The sequence below is a fragment of the Sediminicoccus sp. BL-A-41-H5 genome (assembly GCF_050632405.1).
GTDB lineage: Bacteria > Pseudomonadota > Alphaproteobacteria > Acetobacterales > Acetobacteraceae > Roseococcus.
Window position 1 is genome coordinate 4,720,339 of sequence record NZ_CP192601.1, and the last position, 13,180, is coordinate 4,733,518.

Sequence of the window (13,180 nt, forward strand, 5' to 3'; positions counted from 1 at the left end):
GAGGCGGCCTGGCTCACGCGGAAAGAGGCCGCCGAGCTGCTGCGCATCTCCCCGCGGCAGTTGGACCGGCTGCCTCTTCCTCGAGGCTACGCGGCTGGCCCGCGCAGCCCCCGCTTCGCACGGGGCGCCCTTCAGAGCTTGATGCAGGGGGCGACCGTGCAGCCTGAACGCCAGGAGGCCCTTGTCCGATCGGCCGGCGCGGCCCGACCTCGCATTGACCTCTCCGGTCTTGGCGCAAAGGCGAGGGACGCCCGCTCGTAGCGAGAAAGCCTGATGCAGCGTCACGGGCTCTGGCCAAAGCAGCAATCGCGTCACGAAGGTTTTCCAGTGCGGGATGGGCGTATCGCTGCGTCATGCGAAGCGAGCTGTGTCCCAACAGCTTGCCGACCTGAAGCAGGGGGACGCCCCGCTGCGCTAAGCGCGACGCGAAGGTGTGCCGCAGATCGTGGTAGTGCAAATCCACGATCCCGGCCGCCTTCAGTGCAGCCGCCCAAGACTTCTTGAAGTCACCCATTGGGGCCAGATTTCGGCCCTCGCGCTTGCCACTGGAAAACGGGGGTGTCGGGCCTTGTGTCCTGCGCCCCTTCCTTCAATAGCTCCAACAAGGCGCGAAGCCACTTCGACATGGGGATGCCCCGGGGCTCGCCGCCCTACGTGAAGTGGAGTCGCGCCATCTTGCGGGGCTGCTGCTCCAAATGCACGTCGCGCCGCCGCAGGTCCGTCTTTTCTCCCTTGCGAGCGCCCGTCTCGATGACAAACACGATCATGTCTTGAAGCAGGGGCGGGGAGGCAGCCAGAAGGGCATCCTTCTCCTCTGTCGTTAGCCAGCGAACCCGCGCGTCATCCGCGACTGTCGGGAAAAATATCGGGACCGTGTTGCCGGCGCCTGCCTCAGCGGCGAAGGCCAGGACCGCCTTGAGCTGCCCCAGGTATCGCTTCGCGGTGTTCGCCTTGACGGGACCCTTGCCATCACCCCGCCCGGCCAAAAGGGCACCCCATCATTCGGCACAGGCCGCGTTGTTGATCGCGGAAACTGGCCGTGACGGTCCGAAATAGTTCCGGATCATGCCGAGATAGATGAGGTGACTGGCGACCGCTGCCGGCTTAGACCGGGGCATGAGGCGTTCCACGACGTATCGCTCTATCGCTACCTCGAGGCTCATCTTCACCAGAGTGCCGGACGCGTTGATTCGCGCCGCGACCTCAGTCCGCATCCGAGCCTCAGCGGCCTTTGCCGCTCTGAGGTTGCAGACACCTGGAATGGTTTGGTTGACGCGCTGCCCCGCGACAACGAAGTCGCACACGAAGGCGACGCCCTTCTTTCCCCCTCGCTTGTAAACCGCCACGCGGAAAACTACCGCACGACGGAAGCCACCGATAAGCTATGCCGGTCAACAGCACCAAATCTATGAGGGAATTTCAATATGTTCGGATTGGAGCGGGAGTGGGAACCGGAATCTAACCTGCTCTGGTGTTCGTCAGACGCGCCTCGCTGGCTGAGGCGTGCCCGATGCATACCCCATTGCTCCCTGCGGCATTGGGTACCTGGCGATCAGACACCGGTGACGCGCCAGCGGGGCACCCATACGAGACCTTCTCGTCCGGTGCCAAGAAGCCGGTCAGAGTATCACCCGCCGGGCTCAATGGGCGGCCATTCTTGAATGGTAAGAACGCGAGCTTGTAGCCGCTGAGCCTGCTGCGGTTCCAGGACCCGTGCTGCCCTATCGCCATGCCTTCCGGAAATCCTGGCAGCGTGCCGGCGGGCACACAGCACAGGCCGAGCGGCGCCGTATGGCCGCCGGGCGCGCAATCCGGCGTGAGCGCGCGGGCAAGGGAAGGATCTCGCCCTCACGGAAGGCGGGTTGGACAAGGTCTTGCCGTGGTTGGGCGGATGGCGCTGACGCACAAGAAGAATGTAAGCAGTCGAACGACAGCCACGCCGAAGCGAATGAATGTATGAGTCTTTGGCCATAAACGTTGCTCTCGGTTCGGAGGTGCTGAAGGTGAGACCCGGAGTTTGTGTGATGCCCCCGCATTTACGGCGACTTGAGGCCGAAGCTATTGGGATTCTGCGAGAAACCGCGGCGAGTTTCCGTAACCCGGTCCTACTCTATTCAATCGGCAAGGACAGTTCGGTCGTCCTTCACCTGGCGCTCAAAGCCTTCGCGCCGGGGCGCCAGCCCTTTCCATGCCTGCACATCGCCACCGGTTGGGATTTTCGCGCGATGCTGGATTTCCGCGACCGCCGTGCGGCGGAACTCGGGCTGGAGCTCATTGTGCATACCAACCCGGAGGGCTTGGCGCGCGGCATTAACCCGATCGAACATGGTAGCCAGCTTCACATGAATGTGATGGGCACGGAGGCACTGAAGCAGGCGCTAGACTGGCACGGCTTCGACGCCGCGATCGGGGGCGCCCGCCGCGACGAGGAGAAGGCCCGGGCGAAGGAGCGCGTGTTCAGCCACCGCACCGCCGGCCACGTCTGGGAGCCTCGCAACCAGCGCCCCGAACTGTGGGGCCTCTACAACACCCGCATGAACCCGGGCGAGAGCATGAGGGTCTTCCCGCTGTCCAACTGGACCGAGTTCGACGTGTGGGACTACATCGCCGTCGAGAGCATTCCGATCGTGCCGCTCTATTACGCTGCGCCCCGGCCCGTCCTGCGCCGCGACGGTGCGCTCCTCATGCGCGACGATGACCGCATGCCGCTCGCCTCCGGTGAGAAGATCGAGCAGATATGGATCCGCTTCCGCACGATGGGCGACTGGCCGCTGACCGCCGCCCATGAAAGCCGCGCCGAGACCATCGAACAGGTGATCCTCGAACTGCGTCAGAGCCGCGTCTCGGAACGCGCCGGCCGCCTGATCGACAAGGACCAGGACGCATCGATGGAGAGAAAGAAGCGTGAGGGCTATTTCTAATGGACGGGACCGCCGGCGCCGCGCGCTCGCTCCTGCGCTTCCTGACCTGCGGGTCGGTGGATGACGGCAAGTCTACCCTGATCGGCCGGCTACTCCATGATAGCCGCCTGATCATGGAGGACACGCTTGCGACCATCGCCAAGGACAGCCGCAGGCACGGTACGCTTGGCGAGGAGCTCGACCTCGCGCTGCTGGTGGACGGGCTGGAATCCGAGCGCCAGCAGGGCATCACCATCGACGTCGCCTACCGCTTCTTCGGCACGCCCCGGCGCAGCTTCATCGCCGCCGACACGCCTGGCCATGACCAGTACACGCGCAATATGGCGACCGGCGCGTCCAACTCCGACCTCGCCATCATCCTGTGCGACGCGCGCCGAGGCATTCTCACCCAGACCAGGCGGCACGCCGCCATCTGCTCGCTGCTCGGCATCCGCCACGTCGTGCTGGCGGTGAACAAGATCGACTTGGTGGGTTTCGACGCGGCGACCTTTGACCGCATCGTGGAGGACTGGACGCGCTTCGCCGCGGGCCTAGGCTTTGCCACGCTGGCGCCGATCCCCGTCTCGGCGCGCTTCGGCGACAATGTGACGACGCGTAGCGAGAACACGCCCTGGTATCGCGGCCCCGCGCTGCTCGGTCATCTGGAGCATGTGGAGGTGGATCAGGGCGAGGCGGAGAAACCCTTTCGCTTCCCTGTGCAGTGGGTGAACCGCCCGAATCCCCAGTTTCGTGGCTTCTCGGGCACCGTCGCCTCTGGGCAGATCGCGCTCGGGGACGGCGTGGTGGTCGCGGCTTCGGCGCGGCAAAGCCGCGTCGCGCGCATCCTGGGGCCGGATGGCGACCAGGCAACCGCCACGGCGGGCGAGGCGGTGACGATCTGCCTGGCCGACGAGGTGGATGTCGCGCGTGGCGACCTGCTCGCCCCGCCCGGCGAGCGGCCCGAGATTGCGGACCAGTTGGCCGCGCACATCCTGTGGATGGACGAAGAGGCGATGCTGCCGGGGCGGCAATATCTCGCCCGCTTCGGCCATCTCTGGACCACCGCCTCGGTGACGGCGATCAAGCATCGCCTGGACGTGAACACGCTGGAGAAGGCGCCAGCGAAGAAGCTGGAGCTTAACGAGATTGGCTTATGCAACCTCGCGCTGGCGAGTCGCGTGCCGGCTGATGCCTATGCGGAGCACCGCGCTACGGGTGCCTTCGTGCTGGTGGACCGCTTCACCAACCGCACGGCCGGCGCGGGCATGACCAGATTCGCGCTGCGCCGCGCCACCAATATCTCCACCGAAGAATTTCCGGTGAACAAGCGGGCGCGCGCTGCGCTCACCCGGCAGAGGCCGCTGGTGGTGTGGTTCACCGGCCTCTCGGGTTCGGGCAAGTCCACGATCGCTAAGCTGGTGGAGCAGGCGCTGCACGCCGAGGGGCGGCACACCTATTCGCTGGATGGCGACAATCTTCGCCACGGGCTCAACCGCGACCTCGGTTTCACCGATGCCGACCGCGTCGAGAATATCCGCCGTGTGGGGGAGGTGGCGAAGCTCTTCGTAGATGCTGGGCTGATCGTGCTTTGCGCCTTCATCTCCCCCTTCCACGCGGAGCGGCGCATGGTGCGGGAGATGCTGGCCGACGGCGAATTCATAGAGGTCTTCGTGGACACCCCCATCGAGGAGTGCGAACGGCGTGACCCGAAGGGGCTTTATGCCAAGGCCCGCAAAGGTGAGATCCAGAACTTCACTGGGATTTCTAGCGTCTACGAGACGCCGGAGAGCCCGGAGATTTGCATAGGCATACAGAGCGGAACGCCCGAGGCCGCAGCTGAGATCGTCCTTGCCCATATCCGCTCGCAGATAGGGCAGTAATGCAAAAGGAGGGGCGTTTCGCTAGGAAAGATCTGCCTATCGTTACGGTGCCTGCATTCCTTTTTAGCTGTTCATGGCGCTCTCTTGCTCCCACAATCGCCGACGCTCGGCAGTCCGTTCTCGCAGCCGCTGCCGCAGGCCAGCATCGTCCGCCCGGCTCGGCTAGAGCTTAATCCCATCCATCTGGATCATACCCTGCTGCGGCGAACATGCGCTGACACTCGCGCGGGGTGACGCGGTCGAGAATGCGCCCGATGGCGTTCCACAGGGTGTCGATGGTCCGCGCAGCCTCGCGGCGCAGCAGCGCCTTCAGCTTGGCGAACAGGTTCTCGATTGGATTGAAGTCCGGGCTGTAGGGCGGCAGGTAGAGCAGATGCGCACCCTTGGCCTCGATGAGGGCCCGCACGGCCGGGCCTTTGTGGCTGCTGAGGTTGTCCATCACCACGATGTCGCCGGCCCGCAGTTCCGGCACGAGCGCTTGCTCCACCCAGGCTTCGAAGATGAGCCGGTTGACTGGGCTGTCGATCACGAAGGGCGCGACCACGCCGCTGCTGCGCATCCCGGCGATCAGCGTGGTGGTTTTCCAATGGCCGTGGGGGATTGCCATGCGCAGGCGCTCGCCACGCGGGCAGCGGCCATGGCGTCGGGCCATGTTGGTGCTGGCCCAGCTCTCGTCGACGAAGATCAGGCGCTCAGGATCGAGGTCGAGCTGCGCCTCGAACCAGGCTTCGCGCCGGCTCAGGACGTCGGGGCGTTGCTGCTCGGCTGCGTGCGCGGTCTTTTTTTGCGCGTGTAGCCGCGACGGTCGAAGAAGCGCCAAAGCGTGCCGTAGCCGAAGCGCAGGCCCCGTTCGGCAAGGGCTACGCGCAGTTCCAGCAGCGTCATGTCGCGCTGCGCGTGAAACACTTCGAGGATCGTCTCAGCCTCGGCCTCCACAACATGGCTGCGCCGATCACCACCAAGCGGACCGTGCATCGGCACCGCACCCTCGGCGGCAAGGGTACGCCAGCGGCTGACGCTGGCTGCGCTGACCTTGAACCGCTCGGCCGCCTGGCGGTGCGTGAGGCCTTCTTCCAACACCGCAGCCAGCGTGCGCTGCCGTAGATCCAGTGAGAGCGCCTTCGACATCCAGCCCGGCCTCCACGCTCCGGAAGACAGCGTGAATCAGAAAACAGCCGTTCCGGGAATCCCCACGATTCAGTCAGACCGGATGACGCTCTAATACTGCGCCACCCGCCGGGTAATGCCGATCAGATCACACGCCCGGCGCTCGCTCAGCCCGTGGCATTCACGGGCGTGCGCGACCGCGTTCCGCTTCGCGCCGGGCGTCACCATTTTTTGTAGAGATGGCCTTCAGGACGGCGATGTCGAGCATCGCTTCCGCCGGCTTGTGATCCAATCGAATTTGGTCAGCGATCGGATCCGTCCTTCCTCTTCGAGTAGGCGCTTCAGGGCATCGCCTCCGGCAGGATCAGGCGCTCCAAATCCTCGCCGCGGAAGCCAATCGCCTCGGCCTGGGTGACGCCTGGCATGGCAACCACGTCGTAGAGTTCCTCGATCGTATGCTCGAACCGCAGCCAGTGCAGCGCGGCTCCCGTTTCGGTGTCGATGACGAGAAGACCGCAGCGCGGCGTCTCCTGGCGACGCTGCAGTTGCTCGTCGAGGGGAAGCCCCTGGAACGTTCCCTCGCCGCGCGGCCGGGAAAGCCCGACCACGGCGAAGCGGCCGGCAAAGGCCAGGCCTCGAGCATATCCGGGACAAAAGGCTGCAGGCCTGAAGCGTCCTGATTCAGGCTCAATCCAGCCCAACTCGCCATGGCCCGAATTCAGCAGCCAGATCCGGCCATTCCAGATGCGTGGCGAATGCGGCATCGAAAGACCCGTGGCGACCGTTTCGCCGCTCAGCACGTGGATCAGCACGCCGCCTTCCCTGCGCTGCGCCCGCCATCCATCGGCGACGTCTGAGGCCGCAATGGCCGTCACATAGGCAGGAGTCCCCTCGCTCATGGCCATCCCGTTCAGGTGGCAGCGGTCCTCATGGACGATGGCGCTAATGAAGCGTGGGCGCCAGAGCGGACGGAAGCTCATCGTCTCGCTGATCGTTGCTAAGCAATTATAGCGCGTCGCGACGAAGATCGGCCCGGATCCCGTCATTCCCGCCATCTGGCCGACTGCCATGTCATGAATGTCCAGGCCGCCCATAACGCGGCCTTCCCGGGGCATGAACAACCGGTCGGCACCGGTCTGGGTGACCTTTCCAGGGGGAACCGCATTCTGGAAGCGCCAGAGCATCGAGCGGCTGCTGGCCCAGAGAGTCTGGCCATCCGTGCATATGCCCTGGCAGTGTTCCAGGGCGCGCTCATGGCCGCGGAGGCTATTGTCAGCCCGCCGTCCGATGAAGAAGATGCGACCTGCCTGGTAGCTGCTGACCGCGAAGCTGACATGCTGCTCCGCCATCCAACCCGCGAAGCCGGGCGAAGCGGTGAGCATGGGGCCCCTAGCCTCAGGCTGCACTGTGCCGGGCTTTTCGCTCATGCGCCGTCCGCAGCAGCGCCGGCAAGGGGTCGGATGATGCCCTGCCGGGCGATCCGGTTCGCATCCTGAGGGCCCGTCCCGCTGACGCGCCGGCCGAAGTAGGGGGACCCTGGATGAAGCGCGCGCATCGCCGTGCGCAGAATGCTGGAGGCCGCGGGGGAGAGCGCCGCTACGGTCTGCAATGCGATGGCTTCGCCCTCAATCGCCGTCTGATCGAGCGCCCGGATGCCCTCCGGTCCCAGGTAGCGGCGGCCCTGATCGAGCGTGCATGCCGCCCAGCCGAGATAGCCGACCGGTTGGGTGCCTTCGACCACGAGCAGGTGGTGCCCACGGCTCAGCTCGCCCGCTGTCAGCGGCACCCGAAGTCCAAGTGGCGCACGAGAGAAGGGCTGGCTGCGCGCGAGAAGCGGGAGCACCAGGCCGAGGCCGAAAGCCAGGTTCACGCACCGCATCACCATGAACTGCGGCTGCCGTAACGCCAGCGTGGAGGCCGCCGGTTCCGGCAGGGCGACGCGCGCCAGAAGCTGCATTGAAAAATCCTGTGGCCCCAAGGACCCGGTTGTACGAACGTGACTGCAAACTGCCGGAGGCCATGCGGGCCGGCCTCCGGCAAAAGGCAAGACTACCCGGGCACGATATCGCTTGCGCCTGCGATGCCGATCGAGATCTGTACGCTCGCCGTGCGGTCCTGCGACCAGATGTCGAAGGTGTCGAAGACCAACTCGGCGTCATTCAGGGCCTGTACATTCGCTGCGGTGTTGCGCAGCAAATAGGTCCATTGGCCGCTCACCGGATCCAGGTCGAGATCGCCATAGGTCCCGGAGCCCTCCGCGCCCAGCAGAGCGAAGCGCGCCGCATCCACATCGGGGTCCGTGACCGTCAACTGTCCGGTTGCCGTCAGCGTCCCATCCTCGGCGACACTACCGGTCCTATTGCCAGTGATGGTCGAGACCTCGTTCACATTGGCGACCGCAAGGATGATCGCCTTGTCGGTCGAGAGCGTCCCATCCGATGCGGTGATCGTCAGTTCGTAGCGATTATTGCCATCCGCATCGCCCGGCGCTTCGAAGTCCGGCGCCGCCTTGAACGTCACATTGCCCGTCGTCGTGTTGATGTCGAACAGGAGGGCATCAGTGCCGGAGATCGACCAGGTGATGGCATCGCCTTCCGGATCGGTCGCCGTTCCCAGGTAAATGCTGCCGGTGGCATTTTCCCTGAAGTCCACGAAGGTCCGCTCATAGACGCGTGACTGGCCGAACCACTCGGTCGCCACGACGTCCAACTCGCCATCCCCATTCACATCCGCCACGGCATAGCGTGTCATGACGCCACTGGAGATGCCTCCGAGGTCCACGGTGGCGACAAAGCCGGCGCCGGTGTTCTCGAACAACCGCGGTGCGCCCGACCCCAATGGGCCATCGCCCGCGACGATCAGATCCAGGTCGCCGTCGCCATCCAGGTCGGCAAAGGTGGGCTTGCCGAAAAGGCCGACCGAGGCGCCCTGCAACGGGTCGCCGCCGGCAAACTCCTGGAAACTGCCATCCACATTCTCGAGCGAGGACAGCTCGCCATATTTCCCATTGGACATGATGATGTCCGTATCGTCGTCGCCGTCCAGGTCCACCGCGGCGACGGGAATGGGACTGGCGCCCCCGGCGACGGAAACACCCGCGAAGGGATCAACCGCGAAGTTGGCGAAGGTGCCGCCGACGTTGCGGAAAGCGACAAGCGCCGCGGGTGCCCCGACCGTGCTTTCGCGGAAGGCAACAATATCAAGAGCACCGTCACTGTCGATATCGACCAGCACACCGCCCATGAGATTGTTGATGTCGACACCCGCGAGCGGGTCGGAAGCAAAGGCCGCGAAGGAGCCTGCTGTGTTCTCGACCACGCGTCCGAAGCCGGAGTAAGACGAGGTCAGAAGGGCGTCGAGATCGCCATCACCATCAATGTCGCCAAACACGGTGGCGCCGACAAATGGCAGCAAGACATTGGCGAACGGGTCTGCGGCAAAGACGTCGTAGCCGGTGCCTGTGTTTTCCAGGGCGATGACGTTTCCCGGAATAGTGCTGTTACCCAGCAGACGATCCGAGAAGATGTCGAGATCCCCATCATTATCGAGATCGACAAACTGCAGCGAGCCGAAAACGTCGGCCAGAGGATTGGCGGGATCGGTTGACACGAAGCCGGCATTGGTTGCCTCAAAGCTGCGGAGGCCGCCGTATTTCGTGCCAACCACGAGATCGAGTGCACCGTCGCCGTCGATGTCACCGAAGGTGGGCGCGGTTCCGAGTGCCGGGACGCCGATATTGGCGAGGGGATCCTGGGTGAAGGGCGCGAAGCCTCCGGCACCTTTATTCTCAAAGGCAAACAGGGCTGGGGGCGCGCCGGCTCCATAAGCACCATATTTCGATCCCGCCCCACCCAGACCATGGCCGACCACCAGATCGAGATCGGTGTCGCCATCGAGATCGACGAAGGTGGGCGTCGTGTCGTCGACTGATGCCAACGCACCATTGTTTAGGCTGGCCAGGGGGTCGACCGCGAAGGCGACGAAGCCGGCATCCGTGTTGCGCAAAGCCCGCAGTGACCCGTCAGCGGTGCCGATGACCAGATCCAGCCGTCCGTCATTGTCCAGATCCGCGAAGGCCGGCGCGGGGTTGTCCGAGGTCGTGGGGAAGTCGACCCCGGCAAAGGGATCGGTCGCGAAAGCCACGTAGCCGCTACCCGTGTTCTCGTAAGAAAGCAGGTCACCGACAGTTGTGGACGGGTTGGTTGCAGAGGGGACAGAGGTGCCAACGACAAGGTCCAGATCGCCATCGTCATCGAGATCAACGAAGGCTGGTGCGGTCGACACCGCGGTCGTTCCCGAACCCAGGTTGATGCTGGCAAACGGGTTGTTGGCGAAGGGAGTGAAGCCATCCCTTGTGTTGCGGAAGGCATGCAGGACGCCAAGGCCATCGCCGACCACCAGATCGAGCCGCGCATCGCCGTCGAGGTCCACGAGCACGGGGCGCGCGATGCTGGTCGCACGCACATCGGCCGGCAGGATGGAATTGACCAGCGTGAAGGGCTGGCCCGAGCCCGAGCCTGACGTGATGACCGGCGCCTCATTCTCGTCCGTCACCGTGATGGTGACGTCCTTGGTGACGTTCTGCGTACCAGCCGTCAGCGTGACGGTGAGGTCGTAGATATTGTCGACGCCGGCATCCAGCGGCGCTTCGAAGTCGGGCGACTCCTTGAAGGTCACAGCGCCAGTGGCGGCATCGATGTTGAACAGCGCCCTATCGGTGCCGCTCAGGGACCAGACGCCGGTGGTTCCGGCCGCCTGATAGGCCGTGCCCGTCATGTTCTCTGACACCGTGGCGGCAGCGCCGGAGGTGATCGCGGGCCCCTCGCTGACGTCCGTCACCGTGATGGCGACAGGCTGGGCTGCGCTGGAGTTGCTGCCATCGGAGGCGGTGACGGTGATGTCGTAGACATTGTTGGCGCCGGCATCGGCCGGGGCTTCGAAGTCGGGCGCCGTCTTGAACGTCACCACGCCGGTGTTGGCATTGATGTCGAACCGCGCGGCATCCGCCCCGCCCAGCACCCAGGTCAGGGCATTGTTCTCCGGATCGGTCCCGGTGGCGGTGTAGACGGTGCCGCTGGCATTTTCCGCGAAGCTCGCCGTTGCGCCGGAGGTGACGCTGGGCCCCTCATTGACGTTGGTGACGGTGATGGCGACGGCCTGCGCCGCGCTGGAGAACGTGCCATCGGAGGCGGTGACAGTGATGTTGTAGACATTGTTGGCGCCGGCATCGGCCGGGGCTTCGAAGTCGGGCGCCGTCTTGAAGGTGACCACGCCGGTGCTGGCATTGATGTCGAACAGCGCGGCATCCGCGCCGCCCAGCGTCCAGGTCAGGGCGTTGTTCTCCGGGTCGGTCCCGGTGGCGGTGTAGACGGTGCCGCTGGCATTCTCCGCGAAGCTCGCCGTTGCGCCGGAGGTGACGGTCGGTCCCTCATTCACGTTGGTGACGGTGATGGCGACGGCCTGCGCCGCGCTGGAGTTGCTGCCATCGGAGGCGGTGACGGTGATGTCGTAGACATTGTCGGCGCCGGCATCGGCGGGCGCCTCGAAGTTCGGCGCCGTCTTGAAGGTCACCACGCCGGTGCTGGCATTGATGTCGAACCGCGCGGCATCCGCCCCGCCCAATACCCAGGTCAGGGCGTTGCTCTCAGGGTCGGTCCCGGTGGCGGTGTAGACCGTGCCGCTGGCATTCTCCGCGAAGTTCGCCGTTGCGCCGGAGGTGACGCTGGGCCCCTCATTGACGTTGGTGACGGTGATGGCGACGGCCTGCGCCGCGCTGGAGAGCGTGCCATCGGAGGCGGTGACGGTGACGTTGTAGACATTGTCGGCGCCGGTATCGGCGGGCGCCTCGAAGTTCGGCGCCGTCTTGAAGGTCACCACGCCGGTGCTGGCATTGATGTCGAACAGCGCGGCATCCGCGCCGCCCAGCGTCCAGGTCAGGGCAGTGTTTTCCGGGTCTGTCCCGATGGCGGTGTAGACCGTGCCGCTGGCATTTTCCGCGAAGCTCGCCGTCGCGCCAGAGGTGACGCTCGGCCCCTCATTGACGTTGGTGACGGTGATGGCGACCGCCCTGGCAGCGCTGGAGTTGCTGCCATCGGAGGCGGTTACGGTAATGTTGTAGACATTGTCGGCGCCGGCATCGGTGGGCGCTTCGAAGTTCGGCGCCGTCTTGAACGTCACCACGCCGGTTGCGGCATTGATGTTGAACAGCGCGGCATCTGCCCCGCCCAGCGTCCAGGTCAGGGCAGTGTTTTCCGGGTCTGTCCCGGTGGCGGTGTAGACGGTGCCGCTGCCATTCTCCGCGAAGTTCGCCGTCGCGCCGGAGGTGACGCTCGGCGCCTGGTTGGGCGGGGGCTGGACCGACAGGGTGAAGCCGCGCGTATCTTCACGCTCGCTGCCGCCGATGTTGATGCGGACGAGATCACCGGCCTTGAGGCCCTCGAGGCGAGCAAAGGCCTGTGCCTGGGCGCCCCCGGCGCCGTCGCGGTCGATCCAGAGCAAGGCGCCGTTGCCGTCCTGCGTCACCCGCACGTAGTCGGCGATCCGGCTATTCGCCGGGAGCCGGGTGAGCACGGCGGTGAGGTCGAGGACGTCTCGTTGTCCGCTCGCCGATGCGCTGTACTGATAGTCGGTGATGACGTCGAAGCCGTTGCGCTGGAGCGTGCTTTCGAAGACGAAGGTGTCGTTGCCGACGCCGCCCGTCAGTCTATCATCGCCGCCGCCACCAATGAGCGTGTCGTTCCCGCTCAACCCGTCGATGGAGTTGGCCAATGACGTCCCGCGCAGCAGATCGTTCCTGCCGGCCCTACCCGTGATTGTACCGCTCATCGCTGCCTAACCTCTTCCGGAACTCGAGTGATTGATCGGGCCGATAGCCCAACGGGGAAGTGAAGAGACGGCGCGAGTTGGAACCTCGGGTAGCCCCTACGACTTCATCGTAATCGCGATGTCGGGGCTTCGAGCCCTTGCAGTCGCGGGAATTAAGATCATTTATGCCGAAAAGGTACGCTTCGATGTAACTTCATTGTATTGAATGTAGATATTTTGATCCGTACCGGCGGTCAATTAGTATCGGTGGGATTGGAGACCGGATCGTTGCGCCAGGGGCGCAACGCAGCGCCTTGACTGCTTCACGAGAGACACCCATGACGATAGCCGGACGCAAGTGATCAAGACCAAGGTTGCCAAGACAAAATTAACATATACGGCCGCTTTTCTGATCGGTGCTGATGCAGTGCGGGCCCCAATGCCTTGCAACGCATCGCCTCCGATCTGCCTTGCAAACCCGGGGCGGTT

The 13,180-nt window shown here is 64.7% G+C and carries 8 protein-coding genes and 1 pseudogene; 2 read left to right on the plus strand and 7 right to left on the minus strand.

What is annotated here, in order from left to right; genetic code table 11:
* Positions 1 to 13: 13 nt before the first annotated feature.
* Positions 14 to 514, minus strand: a complete 501-nt coding sequence (locus ACQ860_RS23140; protein WP_431305657.1) for a site-specific integrase — start codon at positions 512 to 514, stop codon at positions 14 to 16.
* Positions 515 to 998: 484 nt separating this feature from the next.
* Positions 999 to 1,346 (minus strand): hypothetical protein, encoded by a 348-nt coding sequence (locus ACQ860_RS23145; protein ID WP_431305658.1) that lies wholly within the window; start codon positions 1,344 to 1,346, stop codon positions 999 to 1,001.
* A gap of 678 nt (positions 1,347 to 2,024) precedes the next feature.
* Between ACQ860_RS23145 and cysD the strand changes: the two genes are divergently transcribed.
* Entirely contained in the window at positions 2,025 to 2,921 is an 897-nt protein-coding gene (gene cysD, locus ACQ860_RS23150; protein ID WP_431305659.1) for a sulfate adenylyltransferase subunit CysD, read from the plus strand.
* Positions 2,921 to 4,780: a sulfate adenylyltransferase subunit CysN gene (gene cysN / locus ACQ860_RS23155; protein WP_431305660.1), complete on the plus strand. Its 1,860-nt coding sequence runs from the start codon at positions 2,921 to 2,923 to the stop codon at positions 4,778 to 4,780. Before cysD ends, cysN begins: the two co-directional genes overlap by 1 nt.
* Positions 4,781 to 4,949: 169 nt before the next feature.
* Here the strand turns inward: cysN and ACQ860_RS23160 are convergent.
* The 5 genes and pseudogenes from ACQ860_RS23160 to ACQ860_RS23180 all read right to left on the minus strand — a co-directional run bounded on the left by ACQ860_RS23160 (position 4,950) and on the right by ACQ860_RS23180 (position 12,712).
* A protein-coding gene (locus ACQ860_RS23160) for an IS630 family transposase (protein WP_431302838.1) occupies positions 4,950 to 5,908 on the minus strand; the annotation gives its coding sequence in 2 pieces (ribosomal slippage) (positions 4,950 to 5,557 and positions 5,557 to 5,908; 960 coding nt in all).
* A gap of 93 nt (positions 5,909 to 6,001) precedes the next feature.
* Positions 6,002 to 6,173: pseudogene (locus tag ACQ860_RS23165) on the minus strand (IS3-like element ISMamg1 family transposase); the annotation flags it as partial.
* A 55-nt stretch (positions 6,174 to 6,228) separates the two neighbouring features.
* A complete protein-coding gene (locus tag ACQ860_RS23170) occupies positions 6,229 to 7,269 on the minus strand; it encodes a TIGR03032 family protein (RefSeq protein WP_431305661.1) in 1,041 nt (346 codons plus the stop codon).
* Between the two features lie 41 nt (positions 7,270 to 7,310).
* Positions 7,311 to 7,844 (minus strand): hypothetical protein, encoded by a 534-nt coding sequence (locus ACQ860_RS23175; RefSeq protein ID WP_431305662.1) that lies wholly within the window; start codon positions 7,842 to 7,844, stop codon positions 7,311 to 7,313.
* Positions 7,845 to 7,936: 92 nt separating this feature from the next.
* Positions 7,937 to 12,712 carry an FG-GAP-like repeat-containing protein gene (locus ACQ860_RS23180; protein WP_431305663.1) on the minus strand — a complete coding sequence of 1,592 codons (4,776 nt, stop codon included), beginning with the start codon at positions 12,710 to 12,712 and terminating at the stop codon, positions 7,937 to 7,939.
* Between the last annotated feature and the right edge of the window lie 468 nt (positions 12,713 to 13,180).

Excerpts from the sequence above, each read along its gene's own strand:
- cysN (WP_431305660.1), top strand. The coding sequence starts at position 2,921 with ATGGACGGGACCGCCGGCGCCGCGCGCTCGCTCCTGCGCTTCCTGACC.
- ACQ860_RS23170 (WP_431305661.1), bottom strand. The coding sequence starts at position 7,269 with ATGCTCACCGCTTCGCCCGGCTTCGCGGGTTGGATGGCGGAGCAGCAT.
- ACQ860_RS23175 (WP_431305662.1), bottom strand. The coding sequence starts at position 7,844 with ATGCAGCTTCTGGCGCGCGTCGCCCTGCCGGAACCGGCGGCCTCCACG.
- ACQ860_RS23140 (WP_431305657.1), bottom strand. The coding sequence starts at position 514 with ATGGGTGACTTCAAGAAGTCTTGGGCGGCTGCACTGAAGGCGGCCGGG.
- ACQ860_RS23180 (WP_431305663.1), bottom strand. The coding sequence starts at position 12,712 with ATGAGCGGTACAATCACGGGTAGGGCCGGCAGGAACGATCTGCTGCGC.
- cysD (WP_431305659.1), top strand. The coding sequence starts at position 2,025 with ATGCCCCCGCATTTACGGCGACTTGAGGCCGAAGCTATTGGGATTCTG.